The 25,716-nt window shown below is 60.5% G+C and carries 14 protein-coding genes, 1 other RNA gene and 9 pseudogenes; 7 read left to right on the plus strand and 17 right to left on the minus strand.

Annotated features, from left to right (window positions below; genetic code table 11):
- Position 1: 1 nt before the first annotated feature.
- From murD to ACW4PC_RS08540, 13 genes and pseudogenes are all read right to left on the minus strand, one after another.
- A complete protein-coding gene (murD, locus tag ACW4PC_RS08480; RefSeq protein ID WP_455873474.1) occupies positions 2 to 1,414 on the minus strand; it encodes a UDP-N-acetylmuramoyl-L-alanine--D-glutamate ligase in 1,413 nt (470 codons plus the stop codon).
- A 7-nt stretch (positions 1,415 to 1,421) separates the two neighbouring features.
- Positions 1,422 to 2,521: pseudogene (gene mraY, locus ACW4PC_RS08485) on the minus strand (phospho-N-acetylmuramoyl-pentapeptide-transferase).
- 22 nt (positions 2,522 to 2,543) lie between these two features.
- Positions 2,544 to 3,977 carry a UDP-N-acetylmuramoylalanyl-D-glutamyl-2,6-diaminopimelate--D-alanyl-D-alanine ligase gene (locus tag ACW4PC_RS08490; RefSeq protein ID WP_455873475.1) on the minus strand — a complete coding sequence of 478 codons (1,434 nt, stop codon included), beginning with the start codon at positions 3,975 to 3,977 and terminating at the stop codon, positions 2,544 to 2,546.
- Complete coding sequence (locus ACW4PC_RS08495; protein ID WP_455873476.1) at positions 3,974 to 5,491, minus strand: UDP-N-acetylmuramoyl-L-alanyl-D-glutamate--2,6-diaminopimelate ligase; 1,518 nt, start codon at positions 5,489 to 5,491, stop codon at positions 3,974 to 3,976. Before ACW4PC_RS08495 ends, ACW4PC_RS08490 begins: the two co-directional genes overlap by 4 nt.
- A 6-nt stretch (positions 5,492 to 5,497) precedes the next feature.
- On the minus strand, positions 5,498 to 7,249 hold the full coding sequence (locus ACW4PC_RS08500; RefSeq protein WP_455873477.1) for a peptidoglycan D,D-transpeptidase FtsI family protein: 1,752 nt from the start codon (positions 7,247 to 7,249) through the stop codon (positions 5,498 to 5,500).
- Positions 7,250 to 7,251: 2 nt separating this feature from the next.
- Positions 7,252 to 7,692, minus strand: a complete 441-nt coding sequence (gene ftsL / locus ACW4PC_RS08505; RefSeq protein ID WP_455873478.1) for a cell division protein FtsL — start codon at positions 7,690 to 7,692, stop codon at positions 7,252 to 7,254.
- Between the two features lies 1 nt (position 7,693).
- Positions 7,694 to 8,719: a 16S rRNA (cytosine(1402)-N(4))-methyltransferase RsmH gene (gene rsmH, locus ACW4PC_RS08510; protein WP_455873479.1), complete on the minus strand. Its 1,026-nt coding sequence runs from the start codon at positions 8,717 to 8,719 to the stop codon at positions 7,694 to 7,696.
- 14 nt (positions 8,720 to 8,733) lie between these two features.
- A complete protein-coding gene (gene mraZ / locus ACW4PC_RS08515; RefSeq protein WP_455873480.1) occupies positions 8,734 to 9,174 on the minus strand; it encodes a division/cell wall cluster transcriptional repressor MraZ in 441 nt (146 codons plus the stop codon).
- Positions 9,175 to 9,593: 419 nt separating this feature from the next.
- An RNA gene (gene rnpB / locus ACW4PC_RS08520) (RNase P RNA component class A) lies at positions 9,594 to 9,991 on the minus strand.
- Between the two features lie 56 nt (positions 9,992 to 10,047).
- Complete coding sequence (locus ACW4PC_RS08525; protein ID WP_455873481.1) at positions 10,048 to 11,223, minus strand: NAD(P)/FAD-dependent oxidoreductase; 1,176 nt, start codon at positions 11,221 to 11,223, stop codon at positions 10,048 to 10,050.
- Positions 11,224 to 11,276: 53 nt separating this feature from the next.
- On the minus strand, positions 11,277 to 11,840 hold the full coding sequence (locus ACW4PC_RS08530) for a lytic transglycosylase domain-containing protein (RefSeq protein ID WP_455873482.1): 564 nt from the start codon (positions 11,838 to 11,840) through the stop codon (positions 11,277 to 11,279).
- 262 nt (positions 11,841 to 12,102) lie between these two features.
- Positions 12,103 to 12,864: an N-acetylmuramoyl-L-alanine amidase gene (locus tag ACW4PC_RS08535; RefSeq protein ID WP_455873483.1), complete on the minus strand. Its 762-nt coding sequence runs from the start codon at positions 12,862 to 12,864 to the stop codon at positions 12,103 to 12,105.
- Entirely contained in the window at positions 12,861 to 13,568 is a 708-nt protein-coding gene (locus ACW4PC_RS08540; RefSeq protein ID WP_039845360.1) for a J domain-containing protein, read from the minus strand. The genes ACW4PC_RS08535 and ACW4PC_RS08540 overlap by 4 nt, the downstream gene beginning before the upstream one ends.
- A 388-nt stretch (positions 13,569 to 13,956) precedes the next feature.
- Between ACW4PC_RS08540 and ACW4PC_RS08545 the strand changes: the two are divergent.
- The 3 genes and pseudogenes from ACW4PC_RS08545 to ACW4PC_RS08555 all read left to right on the plus strand — a co-directional run bounded on the left by ACW4PC_RS08545 (position 13,957) and on the right by ACW4PC_RS08555 (position 16,928).
- A pseudogene (locus ACW4PC_RS08545) lies at positions 13,957 to 15,170 on the plus strand (pyrophosphate--fructose-6-phosphate 1-phosphotransferase).
- 58 nt (positions 15,171 to 15,228) lie between these two features.
- Positions 15,229 to 15,864 (plus strand): LysE family translocator, encoded by a 636-nt coding sequence (locus tag ACW4PC_RS08550; RefSeq protein WP_039845362.1) that lies wholly within the window; start codon positions 15,229 to 15,231, stop codon positions 15,862 to 15,864.
- Between the two features lie 170 nt (positions 15,865 to 16,034).
- On the plus strand, positions 16,035 to 16,928 hold the full coding sequence (locus ACW4PC_RS08555) for a transglycosylase SLT domain-containing protein (RefSeq protein WP_455873646.1): 894 nt from the start codon (positions 16,035 to 16,037) through the stop codon (positions 16,926 to 16,928).
- Positions 16,929 to 16,948: 20 nt separating this feature from the next.
- On the opposite strand, the pseudogene ACW4PC_RS08560 reads toward ACW4PC_RS08555, so the two are convergent.
- Positions 16,949 to 18,332: pseudogene (locus ACW4PC_RS08560) on the minus strand (serine hydrolase domain-containing protein).
- A gap of 179 nt (positions 18,333 to 18,511) precedes the next feature.
- Between ACW4PC_RS08560 and ACW4PC_RS08565 the strand changes: the two are divergent.
- The 4 pseudogenes from ACW4PC_RS08565 to ACW4PC_RS08580 all read left to right on the plus strand — a co-directional run.
- Positions 18,512 to 19,767 (plus strand): annotated as a pseudogene (locus ACW4PC_RS08565) (DUF3419 family protein); the annotation flags it as partial.
- A 57-nt stretch (positions 19,768 to 19,824) separates the two neighbouring features.
- A pseudogene (locus tag ACW4PC_RS08570) lies at positions 19,825 to 20,456 on the plus strand (class I SAM-dependent methyltransferase).
- Between the two features lie 116 nt (positions 20,457 to 20,572).
- Positions 20,573 to 21,385 (plus strand): annotated as a pseudogene (locus tag ACW4PC_RS08575) (glycoside hydrolase family 25 protein).
- An 80-nt stretch (positions 21,386 to 21,465) separates the two neighbouring features.
- Positions 21,466 to 22,728: pseudogene (locus ACW4PC_RS08580) on the plus strand (lytic murein transglycosylase).
- Positions 22,729 to 23,248: 520 nt separating this feature from the next.
- Here ACW4PC_RS08580 and metF read toward each other — a convergent pair.
- The 3 genes and pseudogenes from metF to ACW4PC_RS08595 all read right to left on the minus strand — a co-directional run bounded on the left by metF (position 23,249) and on the right by ACW4PC_RS08595 (position 25,713).
- Positions 23,249 to 24,116 (minus strand): annotated as a pseudogene (gene metF, locus ACW4PC_RS08585) (methylenetetrahydrofolate reductase [NAD(P)H]).
- Between the two features lie 113 nt (positions 24,117 to 24,229).
- Positions 24,230 to 25,208 (minus strand): annotated as a pseudogene (locus ACW4PC_RS08590) (ArsR/SmtB family transcription factor); the annotation flags it as partial.
- 187 nt (positions 25,209 to 25,395) lie between these two features.
- Positions 25,396 to 25,713 (minus strand): hypothetical protein, encoded by a 318-nt coding sequence (locus ACW4PC_RS08595; RefSeq protein ID WP_455873484.1) that lies wholly within the window; start codon positions 25,711 to 25,713, stop codon positions 25,396 to 25,398.
- Between the last annotated feature and the right edge of the window lie 3 nt (positions 25,714 to 25,716).

The following is a 25,716-nucleotide window of genomic DNA, read 5'->3' on the forward strand; positions in this document are numbered from 1 at the left end:
GTCATTTATCTCCTGTTGCCGAATCGACCAGCATAGTTACTCCGTCGAGCGCTGCCACATGGCTGACAAATGCATCGCCCCTGACTTCGAAGTTCTTGTACTGGTCGAAGCTTGCGCAAGCCGGGGATAACATCACCGCGGATGGACCAGTGCCATCTTTTTCCGCATCGGCCGCGGCATGGGCAACCGCGCGTTCCAGCGTCCCCGAAATCTCGTAGGGCACCGCCTCGCCGAGCGTCGCGGCAAATTCCGCCGCCGCTTCGCCGATCAGATAAGCCTTGGCGATGCGCGGGAAGAACGGTGCAAGCGTCATGATGCCTCCCGCCTTCGGCAGACCACCGGCGATCCAGTAGATGCGATCGTAGCTGGAAAGCGCGGGCGCTGCGGCGTCTGCGTTAGTCGCCTTCGAATCGTTGACGAAGACGACGTTGCCGCGTGTCCCGACCGGCTGCATGCGATGTTTGAGGCCGGGAAAGGAGGCAAGCCCGGTGCGAATCTCTTCGGCCGAAACGCCGACGGCAAGGCAGGCGGCGACCGCCGCAGCGGCATTCTGCGCATTGTGGCCGCCGCGTAGCGTCTGGATGCCGTCGAGATCGGCAAGCGGCAGAGCCGCAGCCGAAGAAGCCCGTATGAGCTTCGTACCCTCGGCATAGATTCCATCGGCCAGCGGATGTCGGCGCGAAATGCGGACGACCTTCGTTCCTGCCCGCTCGAGGCGATCAGCGATCATTTCGCAATGACTGTCATCGACGCCAACGATAGCGGTGCCGCTGCCGGCAACCAGGCGCTCCTTGATGCTGGCATAGTGCTGTATCGTGCCGTGACGATCGAGATGATCAGGTGTCAGGTTGAGCAGGATGCCAGCAGAGGGATTCAGCGTCGGCGCCAGATCAATCTGGTAGGAGGAGCACTCGACGACATAGTAGCGTCCGGCTTTCGGCGCATCGAGCGTCAGCACGGCCGTTCCGATGTTGCCGCCAAGCTGCGTGTCGCGGCCGCTGGATTTCAGGATATGGGCAATCAGCGCGGTCGTCGTCGACTTGCCGTTCGTGCCTGTGATGGCGATGAACGGGCAATCCGGCGCATGTGCCCGGCGCTCGCGCACGAAGAGTTCGACATCGCCAACGATATCGACACCGGCGGCACGGGCGAGATCGACCGTCCAATGCGGTTTCGGATGCGTGAGCGGCACACCCGGCGACAGAACGAGGAGCGACTGAACGCTCCAATCGATGCTTCGCAGGTCCGCGGTATGGATTTCCTCGGCGGCCGCCTTGGTGACACTGTCCGGATTGTCGTCCCAGGCCGTGACATGGGCGCCGCCCAAAATGAGCGCGCGGGCCGTTGCAAATCCGGACCCGCCAAGCCCGAATAGCGCGACCTTCTTTCCTGCAAACGTCGTGACAGGAATCATGTCCGCCTCACCGCAGCTTGAGGGTCGAAAGGCCGAGCATCGCAAGGCCGACGGCGATGATCCAGAAGCGGATCACCACTTGGCTTTCCGTCCAGCCCTTCTTCTCGAAATGGTGATGGATCGGCGCCATCAAGAAGACGCGGCGCCCGGTCATCTTGAAGAAGCCGACCTGGATGATGACCGAGAGCGTTTCTGCAACGAAGAGACCGCCGATGATTGCCATGACGATCTCGTGCTTGGTCGCGACCGCAACGGTGCCGATCGTGCCGCCGAGCGCCAGCGAACCCGTATCGCCCATGAAGATTGCGGCGGGCGGCGCGTTGAACCAGAGGAAGCCGAGGCCTGCACCGATGACTGCGCCGAGAACCACGGCAAGTTCGCCAGTGCCGGGCACGAAGTTGATCTGCAGGTAGTTCGCAAAGACCGCATTACCGGCAAGATAGGCGATGATACCGAAGGAGGCGGCGGCAATCATCACCGGAACGATCGCAAGACCATCGAGACCGTCCGTCAGGTTGACGGCATTGCCCGCCGAAACGATGACGAAGCCACCGAAGGCCACGAACACGATGCCGAGATTGATCAGGAAATCCTTGAAGAACGGGAATGCGACCGAGGAGCCGAAGGTCGAGCCTGCGGTACCGGAGGCAAGCGCGGTGCGCATCATGAAATAGACGGCGATGCCGGCAATCACGAACTCTATGCCAAGACGCGCCTTGCCCGAGAACCCCTTATCGCTCTGCTTCGTGACCTTGAGATAGTCGTCGTAAAAGCCGATCGCGCCGAAGCCGAGGGTGACGAGCAGTGTCGCGACAACATAGACGTTGGAAAGGTCGGCCCACAGAAGCGAGGCGCCGACGATGCCTGCGAGGATCATCAGCCCGCCCATGGTCGGCGTGCCGGCCTTCTTGAAATGCGTCTGCGGCCCGTCGGCGCGGATCGGCTGGCCCTTTCCCTGCGGATTCGGAGCGAGTTGATGATCATCGGCCCGAAGAGGAAGACGATCAGTGCGGACGTGAAGAGAGAGGCGCCTGTACGGAAGGTAATGTATCTGAACAAGTTCAGAAATTTGAGTTGTTCCGACAGTTCGACTAGCCAAATCAGCATTCGAGGCCCCTTGTTTACCCGGTCAAAGTTGGCGTTGCGTGTCTACAAATGGCGCAAACCTGTCAAGGATCGCAGCGACAATCTTGCCGAAGCCTATCCCCAAAGACGATTTCACCATCAACACGTCGCCGGGCGCGACCGAGTTCAATACATATTCCGTGAGTTCTTCCGTCTTCTCGCGGTATTCGACCTGCACGCTGTCGGGAAGCGATTCCTTCAGCGCCAGCATGTCCTTGCCGGCAAGCCAGACATGTTCGATGCCGGCCGCAAGCAGCGGCCCGGAAAGGTCGGAATGAACCTTTTGCGCGTATTCGCCCATTTCCAGCATGTCGCCGAGCACGGCGATGCGGCGCCCGCGCCCTGCCGGACCGGCTGTCGCAAGCAGCGCGATGGCCGCGCGCATCGAGGCGGGGTTGGCGTTGTAGCTTTCGTCGATCAGCGTGAAGCTACCGTTTCCGAGCGACAACTTGTGGCGGCGGCCCCTGCCCTTTTCGGGCTGCAGGGTGGCCAGCGCTGCGATCGCCTTGTCGAGGTCCGCGTTGACGAGCGTGACGATGCCGAGAGCGGCCAGCGCATTTTCCGCAATGTGCCGTCCGGGCGCGCCGATCGCCACTTCGAACGTGTCGCCGTCGATCGTCAGCCACAGCGCCGAGCTTTCGTCCGAACCGTTGAATTCCGCAAGGCGGAACTCGGCCTTCGCGTGCTGGCCGAAGGAATGGATATTCTCGATGCCGAGCGACTGCGCCGTCCGTTCGAGGAAATTGTATTGGTCGCTGTCGCGGTTGAGCACGACATGCCCGCCATGCACCAAGCCTTCGAAAACCTCCGCCTTCGCCGCGGCGATTTCCTTGATACTCTTGAAATTGCCGAGATGCGCGGGAGCAATCGTCGTGACGACGGCGACATGCGGCCGGATCATCTTCACCAGCGGCCGGATTTCGCCCGGGTGGTTCATGCCGACTTCAAAGACGCCGAAGTGCGTGTCGAGCGGCATGCGTGCCAGTGTCAAGGGCACGCCCCAATGGTTGTTGAAGGAGGCGACGGAGGCGTGCACCTTGCCGGACGGCGAAAGCACGTGGCGAAGCATCTCCTTGGTCGTCGTCTTACCGACAGAGCCCGTCACCGCAATGATCTGAGCCCGCGAGCGCTGACGCGACGCGACGGCAAGCCGACCAAGGGCTGCGAGCACATCGTCGACGACGATCATCGGAACAGTCAATCGGCCAAGCCCCGGAAGGCGGGCTTCGCTGACGACGAGAAGTGCAGCACCGTTCGCCATCGCCATCGAGGCGAAGTCATGGCCGTCGACCCGGTCGCCCTTGATGGCGAAGAAGGCTTCGCCGGTACCGATCGAGCGGCTGTCTATGGAAATGCCGGTGATGCCTTCAGGAAGCGTGCCGAACGGGCGGCCTGCCATGGCGGCAATCATGTCATCGGTGGTCCAAAGCCAGTTCACGATTTCAGCTCCTCCAAAGCTTCGCGCACTTCGGCGTGGTCCGAGAACGGCAGCGTCACACTCCCAATGGTCTGCCCTTCTTCATGCCCCTTGCCTGCAACGATGAGTGTGTCGCCGGATTTCAGCATGCCGACGGCCTCGTAGATCGCCTCCGAACGGTCGCCGATTTCGGTGGCGCATGGCGCCGCAGCCATGATCTCGGATCGGATCGAGGCCGGCTCCTCGGAACGCGGATTGTCGTCCGTGACGATCACCACATCGGCCAGGCGGCAGGCGATCTCGCCCATGATCGGACGCTTGCCCCGATCGCGGTCGCCGCCGCAGCCGAAGACAAGGATCACGCGCCCGGTCGTGAAGGGACGCACGGAATTCAGTACATTTTCCAGCGCATCCGGCTTGTGGGCGTAATCGACATAAGCAAGCGCGCCATCCTTCGTATGGCCGACGAGTTCGAGACGCCCCGAGGCGCCCTGCAGCTTTTCAAGCGCGGCCATCGCGATCTTGGCTGGAACGCCGGTGGACATGGCAAGCGCCGCGGCAACCAGCCCATTGGCGACCTGAAAGTCGCCGGCGAGCGGAATATCGACCTCGAAGATCTCGTCACCGCAATGAACTTCGGCGATCTGCTTGTGACGGAAGTGCTCGACCCGCTTCAGCGCCAGGTAGTCCCCTTTGCGGCCGACGGTGCGGACATCGTGGCCCGCATCCTTCGCCGCCTTGATCGCCTGCTCGGACCAGGCATCGTCGGCGAAGATGACGGCAGGCGAACCCTTCGGCAGCAACGTATCGAAAAGCCGCATCTTGGCGGCCATGTAGCTTTCGACGGTCGGATGATAATCCATGTGATCGCGGCCGAGATTGGTGAAGGCGGCAGCCGAAAGCTTCACGCCATCCAGACGGCACTGGTCGAGACCGTGGCTCGATGCCTCCATCGAAGCGTGCGTCACGCCCTCGTCAGCGAGATCGGCCAGCAGCTTGTGCAGCGAAACCGGATCGGGGGTCGTCAGCGAGCCGTATTCGTTGCGCAGCGGCGAAACGACGCCGGTCGTGCCGATCATGGCCGCCGGATGTCCGGCATAGGCCCAGATCTGACGCGTGAAGGAAGCGACGGAGGTCTTGCCCGCCGTGCCGGTTACGGCAACCATCGTCTGAGGTTGCCTGCCATAGAAATGCGATGCGGCGACGGAGAGAAAACGGCGCGGTTCCTTGACCGCCAGGACAGGAATGGGAGCCTCGACGGCTTGAGCCGACACGGCAAGGGTCGCGCCATGTTTGGCGGCATCGGCGATATAGACCGCGCCGTCCGCCTTCGAGCCGGCCACCGCAATGAACGCCATTCCGGCTTCGATCTTGCGGCTATCGGCTGAAAGCCCGGAGATCTCCAGCCCGCCCACCGGCCCTTCGAGTTGCTCCTTGATTTCCGGAAACGCGCTTCCGGCTATGTCCCGCAGTTTCATCGAATGTCTTTTCTTTCTCACGCCGCCCACCCCACGCGAATCGGCGCTGATATTCATTCACACTCAATAAGACACCAGCAAGGCCGATCCGTCTTGGCCAAATTGCGGTTCGATACCGAGGATGGGTGCGGCGCGCCGGATGATGTTCTTGACCATTGGCGCAGCCGTGTAGGCAGCGATGTTCTGGCCCTTTTCGCCGTTATGTGGCTCGTCGCAGAAGGTCAGCACGACATATTGTGGATTATCGATCGGGAACGCCGCGATAAAAGCGTTGAAATTCAAATCATTCGCGTAGCGGCCGTTGACGACCTTGTCGGCCGTGCCCGTCTTGCCGCCAACGTTGAAGCCCGGCACGTCGGCGTTGCGTCCCGAACCTTTGAGGCCGTTCAGCTTGAAGAGGTAGCGGATTTCGTCGCTGGTGCTCTTCTTGACGACGACCTCGGCCGTCTCGTCTGCCTGGTCACGGGTGCGCGGCAGGAAGGTCGGCTCGATGAGCTTGCCGCCGTTGACGAGGGCTGCGCCGGCAACCGCCGTCTGCAGCGGTGTCGTCGAGACCCCATGGCCGAAAGAGATCGTGATCGAGTTAATCTTCTTCCAGACCTTCGGCTGGCTCGGCATCTTCACTTCCGGCAGTTCCGTCCGCATCTTCGTCAGCAGCCCAAAGCGCGTCAGATAGTCCTTCTGCAGCTCCATGCCGACGATATCGATCATCTTCGCCGTGCCGATGTTCGACGAATATTCAAAGATTTCCGGCACGGTCAGCCAGCGTCGCTGACCGTGGAAATCGTTGATCGTAAAGCCGCCGATGCGGATCGGGCGGCTCGCATCGAAGCTGTCGTTAATGCTGACCTTGCCGCTGTCGAGCGCCATGGCCGTGCTGAAGGTCTTGAAGGTCGAGCCCATTTCGAACGTGCCGTTCGACATGCGGTTCAGCCAGCCTTCCTTGGCGCCCTCTTCCGGATTGTTCGGGTCGAAGTCCGGCGCTGAGGCCATGCCGAGCACTTCGCCGGTATGAATATTTAGGACGACCGCACCCGCGCCCTTGGCTTCGTAGTTGGTGACCGCGTTTATCACGACGTCGCGCACGATGTTCTGGACGCGCAGGTCGATCGAGAGCTTGACCGGCTCGAGCGGCTGATCGCTGGTCATTCCCACCGATGCCAGGTCGGCAAGGCCCTGGTCGTCGATGTATTTTTCCATGCCCGCGACGCCGCGGTTGTCGATGTTGACGTAACCGAGAATATGCGAGGCCGTCGGACCACCCGGGTAGAAGCGACGCTTTTCCGGACGGAAACCGATACCAGGAATGCCGAGCGCCAGAATCTGGCTCTGCTGCTTCGGGGTCAGCTGGCGGCGAAGCCACGCGAAATGCGAACTCTTCACCGAGAGCTTCTTGTAAGTGCCCTTCACGTCGAGATCGGGCAGGACAGTCGCAAGCTTCTCGATTGCCTCATCGGCATCGACGATCTTGTTCGGTTCAGCAAAAAGGGAAACCGTGCGGATGTCGGTCGCCAGCACTTCGCCGTTGCGATCGAGGATGTCGGGCCGCGACGCCATCAGGCGGTCCGGTGGCAGGATGCTGGAAACGACTTCCGGATCCTTCATCCCATATTCGACCAGACGGCCACCGATGACGCCGTAAAGCGCGGTGAACCCGAGGATCAGCAGGCCGACGCGGCTTTTGGCCTGACCGGACTTCTTCTTGCGCGAACCTTCAAGCGGCAAGCTGCCCGAGGGGCCACCGAAGCGGTTATAGACGCCGGAGGAGAAATGCGCCTGGCTTTTCAGGACCATGATGCGAGAGAGAAACGACATGGCTACTCCACAGATCCCGTTGACATCAGATCCTCTTCTTCCGCCCGCGGTGCCGGAGTGGGAACCGGCTGCGCCTTGGCAGCAACGGCCGTACCTGCTCTTGCACCAGGCTTCTGGCCGTTCTTCGCCTCGGTGATTTCCGGAACCGGAACCTGCGATTTCAACATCGGCAATTCGTGCATATGGACGAGCGCGGTGGAGTCCGTCGGCTGCAACTTCAGTTCGCCATTATAGGTGTTCACCAGCCGCTCCAGGCGGTTCGGCTGCGATTGCAGCGCCCAGTCGGCCTTGAGCAGATCGATCGTATCCTTTTCGAGCTTGATCTCGGCTTCGAGGCGATGAACCTCTTCGAGCTTCAATTCTGCGCGGTGCTTGATTGTATAGGTCACGGTGGCCGCTGCCGTCATGACGCCGATGAGCACAAAGTCGAACGTTCTCAGCATATCAACCCCCAAGCTTTTCGAGGTTGGCAAGACTGGGCAATCCGAAGATCGACATATCCCCAGCTTCGGCCGGCGCATTGGTACGCGTGCCGGCCCGCAGCTTGGCCGAACGCGCCCGCGGATTGGCCTCGGCTTCAGCCTTACCTGCAGCAATCATGGATTTACCGATTGGTTCGAAGGTCGCCGCGCGCTCATGGGCGATCGGCAGATGGCGCGAGCCTGAAGCTTTGCCCGCGCGGTCGGAGAAGAATTTCTTGACGATACGGTCCTCCAGCGAATGGAAGGTGACGACCACGAGACGGCCGCCGGGCTTTAAGACGCGCTCGGCGGCAAAGAGCGCCTGCCCGAGCTCGCCAAGCTCGTCATTGACGAAGATGCGAAGCGCCTGGAAAACGCGGGTCGCCGGATGAATCTTGTCCTTCATCTTGCGCGGCGTCACCACCTCGATGAGCCCGGCGAGATCGCGCGTCGTTTCGAACGGCTTTTCGGCCCGGCGCTTCTCGATGGCATGCGCGATACGCGGCGCCTGATCTTCTTCACCGAGGAAATGGAAGATGCGGATGAGTTCGGCGACCTTTGCGCGATTGACGACGTCGGCGGCAGAAACGCCGGAAGCAGACATGCGCATGTCGAGCGGGCCGCTCTTCTGGAAGGAGAAACCGCGCTCCGCCTCATCGATCTGCATCGAGGAAACACCAATGTCGAGCACGACGCCGTCGAGTCCACTCTCAGGCGCATGATCGGCCAGGCTGGAAAACTGCGAATGCGTGAGCTTCAGGCGGCCGCCATAGGCTGCAACCATGTCCTGGCCGGCCGCAATTGCCGTCGGATCCCGATCCAGCGCGATCACATCGGCGCCGGCATCGAGAATGGCCGATGTGTAGCCGCCGGCACCAAAGGTTCCATCGAGAATGATTTTGCCGGAAGCCGGCTGAAGTGCTGAAAGCACTTCAGCAAGAAGAACCGGAATGTGGCGAACCGGTCCGCCACCGGCATCAGTTGAACCTCCGCCAGGATTCGCCGCCATTCCGTACCCTCGTTCTATCCGGAGTGCCTGCCCGCCAGCCTGCGCTCCCCTCGTGCCTGTATCTGGGCCGCCTGGAATGCCCGCGGCTGCCACAGCTGAAAATGGTCCGCCCGACCGACGAAGGCCACCTCGTCCGAGATGCCGGTAAAGTCGCGGATGAACTCCGTGACCATCAGCCGCCCCTCGGCGTCGAGCTTCATGAAGACCCCGCCCCCATGGATAAGAAGCGACATCTCGTTCGCATCCGGCGAAAACGGATCCTCCGCAGCGATCTGCCGCTCGAACCTTTCGAGAAGATCCAGGCCGCCGACGCTGATCGCCGGAAACACAAAGTCCTGAAAGCAATAGAGCTCCTGGACGTTGCGCTGCGCCAGAACGGAGCGAAAAGCCGCAGGCACGGAAACCCTGCCCTTGGAATCGATCCGGTTGGTCGCATTCGAAAGGAAGCGGCTCATGACACGAAACATCCGTTCCCGAAAGAGCCCGGGCAGAATACAGATGCCCGGAACCCTCAAATTCAGACACAGCTTCGCCAGCCGGATGAACGAAAATCCATCCGGCGCCTCCGGAAAGGAAGACGCCTTGGCTTTGCGATTGATGGGCGTTTGATTGCCCTCGTGCAGTGCATTTATGGGATACCATGGGACCATATGGGCGTCAATGGGAAACGCCCGTCTCGCGATGAGCGCAGTATCGAAAATTTATAAGCTGTTAAGTTTAACAAAGGGTTAGGATCGACACTTCCGCTCGTCCCAGAAAGCATCGATGAGAATAAGAAATCGGCACGACAGCACATGCGCGATCATGCGCAAAAATCGCGAACAATCAGAGGATTACGGATCGGCGCCCCGAAATCCGACGCCACAGAAGTTAAATCGCCAGTTGGCCTGTAAGCCGGGTTCTGTATGGCTCCGGCCGAAGCCGGAACGTGGCAGCCATTCCTCTGGGACAGCGTTCGCACGCTGCCTCACGCAACCCACCCGGATGACTGACCCGGAAACCGGCCGGCGGGCTTTCGCCCGCCACGTCATCCCTATTCGGTCTTGCTCCCGGTGGGGTTTACCGTGCCGTCGCCGTTGCCGGAGACGCGGTGGGCTCTTACCCCACCCTTTCACCCTTACCTGCGCAAGCGCAGGCGGTTTGCTTTCTGTGGCACTTTCCCTGAGGTCGCCCTCGCCGGACGTTATCCGGCACCGTATTTCCGTGGAGCCCGGACTTTCCTCACCTTACCGCCTTTCGACATTGGTAAAGCGCGGCTGCCCGGCCAACTGGCAGGGCTCAAATAGCCGAGAGTGCCGCCAATTGCCACTGGAAATATACGGATGACATTACCGGAAAGAAGGTTTGAAATCCGTAGCGTAGCCCTGATCCCCGATTTCACCCTTAAACAACAGCTCAGCCCCAAGACGGCCGATCTCGTCGGAACTCTTCGCCGAAGTGCCGGCGCAGCCGGTCAGCACCGCAAACTGTGGAGACGAAGTATAGCCGATCATCGGATAACGGCTCTTCGTATGCGAGACGGCGCAGGCTGCCGTCGAAACGGAAAGCGGCCGCAGATCCGGTACAAGACGGCGGACAATCGCCATGTGATGGTCGCGCACCGCCGGCCGGCCGTCGGTCCGGAACCAGGCACGCAAATCCTTCTCGGTCTTAAGTAGGTAGTCATCGGGATCGCCGCCGATCTTGAGATAGAATTTCAAGTCAGGATAGCGGATCGGAGGCAGCAAATAGATGTCGGTCTCCGGCGCCTCGACGATCAAGGACGGCATGGCGGCAAACTCTGCGGCCTGCGCCTCGCTCACTTCGAACAGCGTGACCGTCCGCCCATAAACCGACATATCAACCGATTGCGGCAACAAATTCTCGCCAATGGAAAAACCGCCTGCCGCAAGCAGCACTTTTTCCGCCGAGTAGACCTTGCCGCGCGAGGTCTCGACAGCAGCAACCCCGCCCGCCTTACGGATCGCCGTCACAGAGTCGCGGACGACTGTTGCACCCGCCTTTTCCGCAATGGTCGACTGCGCTTTCACCAGTTTGCGCGGACTGATATGGCCGGCGCCCTTTACCTGGAATACGCTCTGGCAGCCGGCCGGCAGGGCAAAGAAAGGAAACGCTGCTTTGAGGCTCGCCTCGTCGAGCAGCTTCGTTTCGACACCAAGCGATGCAGCGGCTTTGATCGTGTTGACGATATAGTCGCTCTGCGCCGGCGCCACGAAGGCGCAACCCGCTTCGGTGTAGAATGTGATGCCGCTCTCTGCTTCGATCTCAGCATATCGGGCGATGGAACGATTGGCGAGCAGCGCCCAGTCGCGATCCGGATCGACGGTCCGGGTGATGCGGCCCTCGTCGTAATGGCTGGCGAAAACACCCTGATGGGCCTTGCGATTTTCCGGTTCGTCTGGACCGATCACGGCAACGCCGTCCGTCTGTCTCGCCAGATGCTTCGCCGCCGCCGCGCCCATCATGCCACGGCCGACGACGATATATTTGAAATCAGCCGCCATATCTCACCTCGCTTCGAGGTCAGATAGCACGGCGGCCGACGCGATTCATATTCTTAAATCGAGGTTTGCGCCGCGCTTGACATAAGAGTCAGCACTTTGCCGCAATAGGCCTTTGAGATCGGGTTCATCTTCCGTGCGCCGTGGCCGGCATTGTATTTGAGGATGGTGTTGCAGGTCTGCCCGCCGCCGAGTTCATGGGCAGCCGCCAGATATTTCATCCCATACTTGATGTTCGTTTCCGGATCGAAGAGGCCCTTCTTCGTTCCCGAATAACCCATCATGCGCGCCGTTGCCGGCTTGATCTGCATGAGGCCGATCTCGCCTGCGCTGCCGCGTGCCTTTGGGTTGAAATTGCTCTCGACACGGACGACGGCGTGGGCAAGCTCGACAGGCACGTCATATTGCTCGGCGTATTTGGCAATCAGAACGGAATACTTATTGGCTGTGAAATCCGGCATTGCATAACCGCTTTGGCGGTCGACGGTCTTGAAAAGGACCGTCTCGGTTTTCTCGTTGCCGTCATTGTTTTTATTACCTGCATCGCCAGCAAAAGCGCAGCCGTACCCTGCCAGCAGCAAGCTTGCGCATGCCGCTGCACCAATAATCAAATGTCTCATGTAGTCTAGTTACTCCGACCCAAAGAATTACCAGACTGCGCGCCTCGCCGTCTTCCGGTTCCACGTGCCAAGGACTGGCAACGTTCCGCAGCAATTCTTATCGTTTCATTTTGACTCCCGCAGCTACACACAAAAACAGCCGCGAGCGCCGTTCAGCGACCGGGGTTAGACCATCGCAATGAGGAGATAATAGGGAAATGATGTGGCAGTGCAGCATTCAAGGTCGTTTGCGCAAAAACGTTGCTTGAGCGTCACACAGACGTCATGAATAACGCGGCAGCGCAGAGAGCAGCCGGTGAAGCGTGTCGATCGTCGAAAAGTCGGCAATGCCGTCGACGCGCTCCTGGCGGAAGTGACGCTGGAAGGCCTCCACGTCGCCCGCCGTCCTCTCGGAGAATTCACCTGTGATTTCCGTGGCATAACCGTAAAGCGAGAGCATCGACTGCAGGGCTTCCACCGGTTGGCCGCAGTCACCACGCTGGAAGAAGCGCCCGCCGGTGATCGGCGCCGGTTCGACCCAGTGTCCTACCCCTGCGTGATGCAGTTCCGCCCACGGAAATTTCTCGCCCGGATCGACCTTGCGAATCGGTGCAACGTCCGAGTGCGCGAGCACCCTTTCCGGTGCGATCGACCAACGTTTGCCGCAATCACGACACAATTCGATCACCGCCGCAATCTGCTTTTTAGGGAAGTCCGGCAGGCCGCCCGGATGCCCGGCATTGGCGATTTCGATGCCAATGGATCGGGAATTGATATCCCCCTCGCCGTGCCAGCTGCCCTTACCGGCATGCCACGCCCGACGCGCCTCCGCAACGAGCTGAACGACATCGCCGTTCTCGTGGACGAAATAGTGGCAGGAGACCTGGCTCTCCTCGCGACAGAGCCAATCGAGCGCCGAGCCCGGCGTTGGCATGCCCGTGTAATGAAGGATGATCATATCCGGTTTGCGCCCGTCCGCACGCTCGCCATGGTTCGGCGACGGCTGCACGCAAGCCTTGCGATAGTCGGCCTCGAACGAGGTCATGCGGCGCGGCGTTCCTTCTCGATCGTCGCATAGGCATCGTTGAGGGCAGCCATGCGCTCGTTGGCGATCGCGTGGAACTCTCTGGGCACGCCGCGCGAAATCAGCCGATCGGGATGGTTCTCGCTGACAAGGCCGTGATAGCGGCGGCGGATCGTCGGGAAATCGTCGGAAGGCGAAACGCCGAGGACCTTGTAGGGGTCCCGGCCGATCGAGACATGGCGCGCCGCGATCTGCTCGAAACGTTCTTCGCTCATCTCGAAGATCTGACCGATATGACGGAGAAAATTCATCTCCTTCTCATGGACCGCCCCGTCCGCCTTGGCGATGTGGAAGAGGCCGTCGAGCACGTCTTCCAGAACAGCGCAATTGGAGGCGCAGCTGACGCACAGTGAAGAAAGCTTCGCAGCATAGGCCTCATAACCCGCGACATCCTGTCGCGCGAGATTGTAGAGGCGGGCAACGTTCTTCGCCTGGTCCTGCGGAAAGAAGAAAATGTCGCGAAAAGCCCGGACTTCTTTCTCGCTGACGATCCCGTCGGCCTTCGCCATCTTGGCGGAAAGCGCGATGATGGCAACGGAGAACGCGACCTTGCGACGGGTCTCGGGATCACCCTCGAAAACCGTGCGGATCGCCTCGACGATCGCCGAGAGCAGGTTACCCGCAGCGTTGCCAACAGCATTCAACAGTTTTTCCCAGAAGGACATCGAAGTTTCTCGCATCGCAATATGAAAATACCTTGATCAAATAATCATAGCCATTGCAAGGCGGCGATTGGTCGTAGGATTGAAAACACTTTTCACAATTCGGTAATTGTCGCGCCTCTGATCAGGCGAGAGACAGCATTCGCATGCGCACCATTATGCGCCTTTCGGACAGGCTCGTTACCTGCTCGAGATTTTCCACAGCGCGTCTCAGAAAGCAAATCGGGGCTTGAAACGATTAGATGCGTCCTTCTTGCCACCTTTCTTGCCTTGCCCGCCGAAACCGTGCATTTTTCGTAAATTCTTCGCTTTACAGCCCTCTTTCCCTGCCGCATCCATGCGTTAGGTAAGCTGCATGCGACTACCCGCAAGAAGCACTCAAGGAGGGAAAATGGCCAAACAGAAAGTAGCAATGCTGACCGCCGGAGGCCTGGCTCCCTGTCTTTCCTCGGCCGTCGGCGGCCTCATCGAGCGCTACAGCGACGTCGCGCCGGATGCCGAGCTCATTGCCTATAAATCCGGCTATCAGGGCGTGCTGCTTGGCGACAGCATCCAGATCAGCAAGGAAATGCGCCAAAAGGCGCCGCTTCTCCACCGCTTCGGCGGCTCGCCGATCGGCAACAGCCGCGTCAAGCTCACCAATGCCGCCGATTGCGTCAAGCGCGGCCTAGTCAAGGAAGGCGAAAACCCGCTTCGCGTCGCCGCCGAACGCCTTGCCTATGACGGCGTCACCATCCTTCACACCATCGGCGGCGACGATACCAACACGACTGCTGCCGATCTCGCAGCCTATCTCGCTGCCAACGATTACGACCTTACCGTCGTCGGCCTGCCGAAGACGGTCGACAACGACGTCGTGCCGATCCGCCAGTCTCTGGGCGCCTGGACGGCGGCTGAAGTCGGTGCGCATTTCTTCGACAATGTGAGCAACGAGCAGAGTGCGGCGCCGCGCACGCTCGTCATCCACGAGGTCATGGGCCGCCACTGCGGCTGGCTGACGGCGGCGACCGCCCGGGCCTATCTCAGCCGCACGAAGAACTACGAATATGTCGACGGGATGATGATGAATGCGGGCCTGAAAAGCATCAACGCCGTCTATCTGCCGGAAATGGCTTTTGATCTGCAGGCCGAAGCCGAACGCCTCAAGGAGATCATGGACAAGACCGGCCATGCCGACCGTCTTCGTCTCTGAAGGCGCCTGCCTCGATGCCATCGTCGCGGAGCGCGAAGCCGCCGGCGAGGACCATCAAGCGCGATGCCTTCGGCCATGTGAAGATCGATACGATCAATGTCGGCGGCTGGTTCCAGAAGCAGTTCGCCAACCTCGTCAATGCCGAGCGTTCCCTGGTTCAGAAATCCGGCTATTTCGCCCGCTCCGCGCCCGCCAATGCCGACGACCTCCGTCTCATCCACAGCATGGTGGACCTGGCTGTGGAAAGCGCCCTTAACAAGGTCTCCGGCGTCACTGGCCATGACGAAGGACAGGACGGCAAATTGCGCACCATCGAGTTCCCCCGCATCAAGGGCGGCAAGGCCTTCGATCTTTCGACCAGATGGTTCGCCGAAGTGATGGATACGATCGGACAAAAATACCAGGAAGCATGATTGACGCAGGGCTAATATGGTGTCTTTGCTTGTTTCCTAGGGATTAGGAGGAGATTCCATGTCGCTCGAAGCCTGGCTCGCTTTCGCCGCCGCATCCGCCATCATGCTTGCCATTCCGGGGCCGACCATCCTGCTCGTCGTGTCCTATGCGCTTGGCCATGGACGAAGGACGGCGCTGGCGACGGTGAGCGGCGTGGCGCTCGGCGATTTCACGGCGATGACGGCTTCCCTCTTCGGCCTCGGTGCGGTTCTGGCCGCATCGGCAATGCTCTTCACGGTGCTGAAGTGGATCGGCGGCGCCTACCTCATCTGGCTAGGCATTAAGCTTTGGCGCGCGCCGCTCATCACCGAACCGGTCGCCGACAACGACAACCTGCCGGAAGAAAAGTCGCTGAAGATCTTTCTGCACGCCTATATCGTGACGGCGCTCAATCCGAAGAGCATCGTCTTTTTCGTCGCCTTCGTTCCGCAATTCCTCAACCCCGCAAAGCCCTTCTTCGAACAGATGGTCATCATGGAGCTGACCTTCCTCGTTCTCGCAGCGATCAATGCTTCGACTTACGCACTTCTAGCGAATGCCGCACGCGGCCTCATCCGCAAAGCCAGCGTACAGCGCGCCGTCAATCGCACCGGCGGGACGTTATTGATCGCTGCAGGCGCCGTGACGGCCGGTTATCGCCGTATCGCTGCCTGACGATTTTCGCCGGGTTGCGGCGCAACAGCGAATAGGTTAATGGCAAATCAGGGTTCAGGGTCTCGATAACTTTAAAATGCTGCCAGGGCGGCGCGATTCACGAAAGTGACAGAAAACCGAATGGTAGCGACGGATTTTCCGGCCTGAAACGCGGCCTTGTCGTGACGACAATGCTCTGCGGTATAGCCGGATGCTCGACGGTCGAGTACACGTCCCAGGCGGAATTGACCGCTGTGCAAAGCGTCGTTCCAACCCCGAAGCCTGGCGCAGATGCGATGATGATGGCCGCCGTACCGGCCACCGACGGCGCCAGCCATCCCGAAACCGCATTCGCAGCGTCCAATCCGCAGGCGACACCCGCTTTGACCGCTGCCGCAACGGCAATGCCGGCGACGGCAACGTCCGCCGATCCTGCCATGCAGCAGGCGATGACCGCGAGTGGCACACAGATTCCGCTGACGCCGGAAATGACCGCGATCCAATCGGTCGTGCCGACCCCGCGTCCAGGCACTCCGGCATCGCCATCGAACCAGCTTGCCTTCGCAGCGACAGCGCCGCAGAGCGGCGCCCTGGCTGCCATCGCCTCCGTCGGCCCCACGCGGCGTTCGATGTCGGATTTCACCTTCGACGAGTCCGGTCCGATGGACCCGCCGGCTGCGCCGCCGATGTTCAGCGACAGCGACATTGATACGGCCCCGACCGCGGAAAAGAGCTTTATCAGCAAGCTGATCAGCAAATATTCGAAACTTTACGAAGTCCCCGAAACATTGATCCACCGCGTCGTGCACCGCGAAAGCCGTTACAATCCAAAGGCTTACAATAAGCGCGGTTATTTCGGCTTGATGCAGATCAAATACAATACGGCCAAATCGATGGGCTATGACGGCGCGCCCACCGGCCTTCTCGACGCCGAAACCAACATCAAATATGCCGCGAAATATCTGCGCGGCGCATGGCTCGTTTCCGACAACAAGGAAGAAGATGCCGTGAGGCTTTATGCGCGCGGCTATTATTACGATGCCAAGCGCAAAGGCCTGACGAATATTGCCCAGGGCAACTACTAAGCTTTCTCCTTCACATACGCTCAACTGGCAGGCAGCGCGGCCAGCAGCTCTTTCAGCATGAGCTGCGGCTTGTAGCCGAGGCGGCCCGGCGTCAAACCCATGCGGACGAAGACCAGATCGGCGGACGGCACGATCGCCATGCTTTGCCCGTCATGTCCTTCCAGCCAGAAGGTATCTTCCGGCAGCCCCGCTTCGGCGCTCGTATCTCCGCCGGGTGCTGCGAGCCATGCCTGACCTTGCGTATACTTGCCGCCCGACGATTGCGTCGGCGTTCGCATCGCCCTGGCAAACCCCTCCGGCAACAGCCGCTGACCGTTCCAGACGCCGTCCTGAAGCAGGAATTGCCCGAAACGCGCCCAATCGCGTGCCGTCGCGTAGAGATAGGAACTGCCTGCAAAGGTGCCACGGGCATCGACCTCCAGCACCGCGCTCGACATGCCGAGCGGCTTGAAAAGTGCCTGCCTCGGATAAGAGAAGGCCGCTTTCCGGTCGCCTACCCCATCCATCCAAATTCGCGACAACAGGACCGCCGTACCGCTCGAATAACGGAAGCGTTCGCCGGGCTTTGCTTCGAACGGCGCATTGGCGGGCAACGAAACCATATCGGGGTCGAGATAGAGCATGCGCGTCACATCCGTAACATCGCCGTACTCCTCGTTGAAAGCGAGGCCGCTTTCCATGCCCAGCAAATCCCGGAGCCTGATCTGCGACCGTTCGTCATCCTTCCACTGCGGCAAAAGGTTGGTCGCGTTGAAATCCAACTTTCCATCGAGCATGGCGCGTCCGACGAGCGCCGCATTGACTGTCTTGGTCATCGACCAGCCAAGCAGAGGCGTTTGCGCATTGAAGCCTTCGCCGTAGCGCTCCGCCACGATCCGGTCGTTGTGAACGACGACCATCGCCCGCATTTGCGGGACCGGCCAGCACGTCGTTTGCCAGCAGCGACGCAATCTCTCCGTCGTTAGCTTCAGCAACGCTTTCGCCTTCCGGCCAAAGTGCCGCGTTCTCCGGAACCATCTGCGGCGACGTATCCGAAGGTACAGCTTCGGCAGCAGCCTTGAAATTGCCGTCAGGCACGCTCGTGCAGCCGAGCGCCCCCCGATAGAGCGCATATCCGGGTGCGAAGAGCCCCAGGATGCGCGCCGTCACATGACCCTGATCCCGATCGACCGAAACTCTCACCAATCGCAGCAGGGGATTGCCCGGCGCCTGTACGTCGCCGTAGAGCACCGCTTGCGGGTCGCGTCCTGCCAAAAAGACATTCGAGCAGACGATCTTCGCCGCATATCCGTCACCCACGCGCAACAGCTCCGGCGGATTGACGCAAAGCCAGGTCCCGCCTCCGATGACGATGACGACGGAAGCAGCGGCGAGTGCCTTCACGATACGCAGAACAAATCGCATGTCATTGCCTCCACGAACGGAGAGAAGCAGGAAATCTCTTCACAAAAAAGAGCACAACAACGCGAGTGCCGTTTCCTGCCAGGCAATTCCTGTGGAAAGCGATACCCACAGTCTGCGTCATCAAACTGTAGCAGCGACGCGCTACACGCCCTGAACGCAAAAAGGGTGAACAGACTCATATGACGGAATTTGCACCGGATACCGGCTTCCGCAAGAACCAGAAGGGAAAGCCTAAGGACGCTCTTCTCCGCCACAAGGCATTTTCCAAGGAAGGCTTTTCGGAACGGCTCTTCGGCCTGCTCTTTTCCGGCCTCGTCTATCCGCAGATCTGGGAGGATCCGGATCTCGACATGCAGGCGATGGAACTGCAGCCGCATCACCGCATCGTCACGATCGGCTCGGGCGGCTGCAACATGCTCGCCTATCTCTCCATGGCGCCGGCCTCCATCGATGTAGTCGACCTCAACCCGCACCATATCGCGCTCAACCGCCTGAAGCTTGCTGCCTTCAAGCATCTCCCCGGCCATACCGACCTCGTGCGCTTCCTCGCCATGCCCAACGAGCGCTCGAACAGCCAGGCCTTCGACCACTTCCTGTCGTCCAGGCTTGATGAGACGACACGCGCCTATTGGAACGGCCGCAAGTTCGGCCGCCGCCGCGTCACCGTCTTCAACCGCAATTTCTATGAGACCGGCCTGCTCGGCCGCTTCATCGGCGCGGCCCGTCTGATCCTCGCCCGCCTGCACGGCGTCGATCTCAAAGAGATGACGAAGACCCGCTCCATCCGCGAACAGCGCCAGTTCTTCGACGAGCAGGTTGCGCCCCTCTTCGAAAAGCCGGTGGTGCGCTGGACCAGATTCCAGGGCGCAAGAGCTCGCTTTTCGGTCTCGGCATTCCGCCGCAGCAATATGATGAGCTTGCCAGCCTCGCCGCCGATCAGTCGATCGCACCGGTGCTGAAGCATCGCCTCGAAAAGCTCGCCTGCCATTTTCCGATGAGCGAAAACTATTTCGCCTGGCAGGCTTTTGCTCGCCGGGTACGCCTGCGCATGACGAAGGCCCGCTGCCGACTTATCTGAAGCGGGAGCACTACGAGGTGATCCGCGCCAATGTCGATCGCGTCAACGTCCATCACGCAAGCTTCACCGAGCTTCTCGCCAAGGAACCTGCCGCCTCTCGCGACCGTTATATCCTGCTCGACGCGCAGGACTGGATGACGGACCAGCAGCTGAACGAGCTCTGGGCTGGAGATCACCCGCACCGCCCGCCCCGGCGCCCGCGTCATCTTCCGCACGGCGGCCGAAAAGAGCGTCATCGAGGGCCGTCTTTCCCCGGCGATCCGCGATCAATGGGAGTATTTCGAGGAGAAGTCCCGAGATATGACCACACTCGACCGTTCGGCCATCTACGGCGGCTTTCACATTTACGGGAAAAAAGGCGTGACCGAAATTTGCACCAACGTGGACGAGAAAACCGAAACGCATGCCAATCTTATGGACGGCATGTATCGCTACCAGCGCCATATCTATGACCTGACGCGCAAATACTACCTGCTCGGCCGCGACCGTACGATCCGCAATCTGGACGTCCCGGAAGGCGGCACGCTGCTCGAAGTCGGCTGCGGCACCGGCCGCAACCTGGTGCTCGCGCACCGGCTGTTTCCCGGCGCGAGGCTCTATGGCCTCGACATTTCGCAGGAAATGCTGATTTCGGCGCGCAAAACATTTCGCCACGAAGGCCGCGGCTGCCGATTTTCGCGTTGCCGACGCGACCGCCTTCACGCCACGGGACTTCGGTGTCAGCGGCTTCGACCGGATCCTCATTTCCTATGCGCTATCGATGATTCCCGATTGGGAACGCGCCGTCGATGCCGCAATCGCCGCATTGAACCCCGGCGGGCAGCTGCACATCGTCGATTTCGGCCAGCAGGAGGGCCTGCCGGCCTGGTTCAGGGCGGTGCTGAAGTCATGGCTTGCAAAATTTCACGTCACGCCTCGCGCCGATCTGCGCGAGGTGCTGGAAGCGCAAGCCCAGTGATAACAACGCGAGATTGTCGTTCGAGACGATCGGCGGCGGCTATGCCTGGCGGGCAGCAATCATCGCCCGGCCTTCACAATTCACTTGAAACTAACCGATTTTTTACGTTGATATGTTGAAAGAGGGGGATTCCTCTACTGAAACTCGTCTTTCGAAGGTCAAGCTGTGGGGCAAGTCGATCATTCGGTCCACGACGGGACATTTATGCGCCGGATTTTGTTTTGTGTATTGCCATTGGCTATCATGTTGGCCGGGTGTACTTCATCGGGATATGATTATCTTGAGACCGCATCCATAAAGCCGAAGACCCGCTTCAAGGATACCGACCCGCAGGATTTCGGGGCGAAGCATCCGCATCGGAACGAGGTTCACGGCATCGATATCTCCAAGTGGCAGGGCGATATCGATTGGCAGTCGGTGAAGACTTCGGGCGTCGCCTTTGCCTTCATCAAGGCGACCGAGGGCAAGGATAGGTTCGACCCGCGCTTCAATGAATACTGGCAGCGCGCCCGCGCCGTCAGGGCATCTCCCCACGCTCCCTATCATTTCTATTATTTCTGCTCGTCGGCCGATGAGCAGGCCGACTGGTTCATCCAGAACGTTCCGCGGGACTCGACGCGCCTGCCCCCGGTCCTGGACGTCGAATGGAACGGCGATATCCAAGACCTGCCGCTTCCGGCCGGACCCGGCGACCGTCCGCGCTCAGTATGCAGCGCTTCATGGACCGCCTTTTCTCGAAGCCTATTACGGCAAGCGGGCCGATCATCTATACATCGGTCGATTTCCACCGCGACAATCTGCAGGGTTATTTCCAGGACTATCACTTCTGGGTCCGCTCGGTGGCCGCGCATCCGGAAGTTACCTATGCCGACCGCCGCTGGGCCTTCTGGCAGTACACGTCGACCGGTGTGATCCCCGGCATCAAAGGCCCCGCGGACATCAATGTGTTTGCGGGCTCTTCAAAAGAACTGGGCCAACTATCGGGTGGCTTCCGTTTCTAAGGACAGAAATTCTTAGTAACGTCCGCCGATCTTTCTTGCTTCCGTCACATTCATCTGTGAAAGCAACGGACATATTTCGGATATAAGGACGATCTCATGCACCGCTCGCTCGCAGGCCGCTCTGCACTTGCTCTTTTGTTTGCAATCGCCGCGGCAACCACGGCATTGGCTCAGCAGCAGGCAATGGCTCCGGCGGCCTCCCCTCCACCGGCCGCAACGCCTCAGGCTCCTCCCGTGGCTTGCGCCGGCGATCTTGCCGAATTTCTGGCTGGCGTGAAGGCCGATGCGATCGCCGCCGGCGCCTCCGCCGAAGCTGCCGACAAGGCGCTCGCCGGCGCGCAGATCGATCCCAAGGTTCTAAGCCGCGACCGCGCGCAAGGCGTCTTCGAGCGGAACAGCGTTTCCTTGAGTTTTCGCAGCGTACCGTCAGCCAGGCCCGTCTCGATATTGGCCGCCAGAAGCTGAAACAGTTCGACAGACGTCTTCGCCAGGGCCGAGCAGGACTATGGCGTCGCCCCCGGCGTCATCACCGCCTTCTGGGCGATGGAAACGGACTTCGGCGCGGTTCAGGGCGATTTCAATACGCGCAACGCGCTCGTCACGCTGGCGCATGACTGCCGCCGGATCCCGAACTCTTCCGCCCGCAATTGATCGCGCTCATCGAAATGGTTCAGCACGGCGACCTTGACCCGACGACCAATACCGGCGCATGGGCGGGTGAAATCGGCCAGGTGCAGATGCTTCCGCGCGACATCGTCGCCTACGGCATGGACGGGGACGGCGATGGCCATGTGCGGCTGAAGGAGAGCGGCCCGGACGCCATCCTGACGGCTGCGAAGTTCATCCAGCATCTCGGCTTTAAACGCGGCCAGCCCTGGCTGCAGGAAGTCACCCTGCCCGACAACCTTCCCTGGGAAAAATCGGGCCTCGGCGGCACCATGACGGCGGGCGAATGGTTTGCACTCGGCGTCCAACCGCGTGACGGCAACACCAGCTTCGGCAATCTGGAGGGTGACCTCGTTCTCCCGCAGGGCCGTCACGGACCGGCCTTCATCGCCTACCCGAACTTCAAGATCTATCTCGAGTGGAACAAGTCGTTCATCTACACGACCTCGGCCGCCTATTTCGCCACCCGCTTTGGCGGTGCGCAGCCCTATCTTAAGGGTACGCCCGGACCAGGGTCTTGCGAATGACCAGATGAAGCAGTTGCAGACCAAACTGCAGTCGAAGGGCCACGATGTCGGTCAGGTCGACGGCATCCTTGGTTCCGGGACCCGCGTCGCGATCCAGAAGGAGCAGCAGCGTCTCGGAATGCCCGCCGATGGCTGGGCCACACCCGGCCTTCTGAGCGCGCTCTGATCAATCCATTTTCGTGAAGGCCGCCCATTCGATCGCGTCCCGGAAAATGCCGGGACGCGATTTCGATTTCCCGCATCATATCAGCAGCTTCCGGTCATGCCTTTATGTAGCCATCGCCATTAACGGGCCAATCGCCCAATTTAACGCGCAGTTAAAATGTGTGAATAAAATTCCATCGTGATTTGGCAATTAATTCCAATTGCTTAGCCGACCAGAACGTGGCTCATCCGCAGTCCGCCGCTGCGCTGCAGCATAGAATCCGCTTTCCACGCGACACAATTCAGACATATTATATGCTGGTTAACGCGAGGAGGCAGACATGGGTATCACACGATCCTTGAATGTCCTGTTGGTCAGTGCAGCGTTCGCGTTCGTCTTGTCCATGCTCTTCATTTGAGCGGTCGGCGAACCCTATGACTGGAATACCTAGCTCCTGACAAGCTAACAGTTCAGCCAATTAAAAAGCGCATGTCACCGCCAGACTTGCGCTTTTTTATTCGGTGCCGATTTGCCGCCGCTCTCAGGCAGCGGCGCCTGCTGCCCTCTTTGCGCCCTCGCGCCTGAGGCCAAGATTGGTGAGCACGGCTGAAACCAACGGCGAGCGGTTCATCGTATAGAGATGAAACTCGTCCAGCCCGCGGCGGACGAGATCCTCGATCTGCTCGACGGCGACATCGACGGCAACCTTCGCCCGCTCCTCCACCTTGTCGTCGAGACCGGCAAAGCGCTCGTCGAGAAAGGCCGGGATCACCGTGCCGCATGCGCTGGCAAATCGCTTCAGCTGCGTCAGGTTCTGGATCGGCATGATGCCGGGAACGATCGGGATCTTGACGCCTGCGGCCCGCACCTTCTCCAGGTAGCGCTCGAAATTGTCGTTGTCGAAGAAGAATTGCGTCAACGCGCGGTCCGCGCCGTTGTCGGCCTTGCGCTTCAACATGTCGATATCGGCCGCCACGTCCCGGCTCTCCGGATGTTTCTCCGGATAGGCGGACACCGAAATCTCGAAATCGCCGATCTCGCGAAGGCCGGCCACGAGTTCGGCCGCATTGGCGTAGCCGCCCGGATGAGGCTGGTAAGGCACCCCTGCCCCGCCCGGCGCATCGCCGCGCAACGCCACGAAGTGCTTCACGCCAGCCTTGCGGAAATGGTCGATCACCTGGTGCGTTTCTCCCTTCGTGGCGCCCACGCAGGTGAGATGCGACGCAGTCGCAAGCGGTGTTTCGTTGAGTGAACCGCGTCACGGCCGTCAGCGTCGGTGCCTTCGTGGTACCGCCAGCGCCATACGTCACCGAGACGAAATCCGGATCCCAGTCCTTCAGCTCGGCCACGGTCTTCCAGAGCTGACCTTCCATCTCCTCCGACTTCGGCGGGAAAAATTCGAAGGACAATGCCGGATATCGCCGTCGCGGTCGTCCGGTGTTCCAACCTGCAACATATCATACCTCCCCGGCAGCAAGTAAAACTGTTTCTGGCGCCATATCGGATGCAATGAGGCAGCCTCTGGATCGCGCGCAAGCCAGATCGTGACCGTCCAGAGCCCCGTCTCGCCCGGCTGACCCAGGATGAAGATCGACGGTCTGCGGTCCGGATCGAGCCCCGTCTTGCGCAGCCAGTCGGTCCATTGACTGATGCGAGAAACCAAGGCGGACATGCGCGTGCTCGTCGCGAAGATATTCGAAGCCCGTGCGGCGCAAGGTCGATGACCATGAGACGCCCACCGGGTGCGCAGCATCCGCGCCGCCTCGGCGATCGCGATTTCCGGCTGATCGAAGAAGTGCAAAACCTGATGAATGGTGATCGAGATCGAAATCCTGTCCCTCGAACGGCAGGTTCAGGATGTCGGCATGCCGCACCGAAGCCTTGGTGATGCCCGCCCTGTCGAGATTGGCGCGGGCGACGCTACAGCATGTCGCGGCTGGCATCGACGCCGATCGCCCTGCGATAGATGCCCGGAAAGCAGCTCCAACATGCGGCCGGTCCCCGTGCCGAGATCGAGCAGCGAATAGACCGGCGTGGTTTCCGAGTAGATTGATGACCGCGGCATCCACCTCTTCGTCGGCTGGCATGGAGGCGCCGCAGCTCGTCCCATTCGGCGGCGTTGCGGCTGAAATAGGCCTGCGCGCGCTCTGCCCGCTGACGCTTCACGGCTAACAAGCCGCTCGCCATCGCGCAGGATCACCGGCGTCCGTTCTGGCGACGCGTGTGTTAAGCAGCACGCCGCACCACGCGCCGCCGCCTTGCCGTCCTGCCTCAGCCGGAAATAGGCCCAGGCGCCCTCCTGATAGCGCTCGATGAGGCCGGCCTCTTCCGTCAGCAGCTTGAGGTGCCGGGAGATGCGCGGCTGCGACTGGCCGAGGATTTCGCGTAAGATCGGTCACCGTCAGATCGCCGGCGGCCAGAAGCGCGAGCAAGCCGTAGGCGCGTCGTGCTCACCCGCCGCCTTCAACACGATCCACCAGTGCGTCCAGACCGAACGTCACTGCTCAGCCGTGCCTCGCAAGCCCAATCAAGATATAAAGATATCTTTATGTCGAATCGATAGGCGCTCGATGCAAGCGTAATGTGTCTGTGCGACGACGATTCACTGCTCCGAAAGCTGACCGGCACGAATACAAAGGCCCCGGCGCTTGCGGCGGGCCTCTGATCCTGGAGTAGGCGCTGAACGGATCAGCGCGTCAGGCGCTTGTAGGTCACGCGGCTTCGGGCTTGACGCGTATCCGGGCCGAGGCGGCGGACCTTGTCCTGCTCGTAGTCTTCGAAGTTGCCTTCGAACCATTCGACATGGCTGTCGCCCTCGAAGGCGAGGATGTGGGTGGCCAGGCCGGTCGAGGAACATGCGGTCGTGGCTGATGATAACGGCGCAGCCGGCGAAGGCTTCCGAGCGCGTCCTCGAGCGCGGCCAGCGTTTCCGTATCGAGGTCGTTGGTCGGTTCGTCGAGGAGGATGCACGTTGCCGCCGGCCTTCAGCATCTTGGCGAGGTGCACGCG

The sequence above is a fragment of the Rhizobium yanglingense genome (assembly GCF_977109285.1).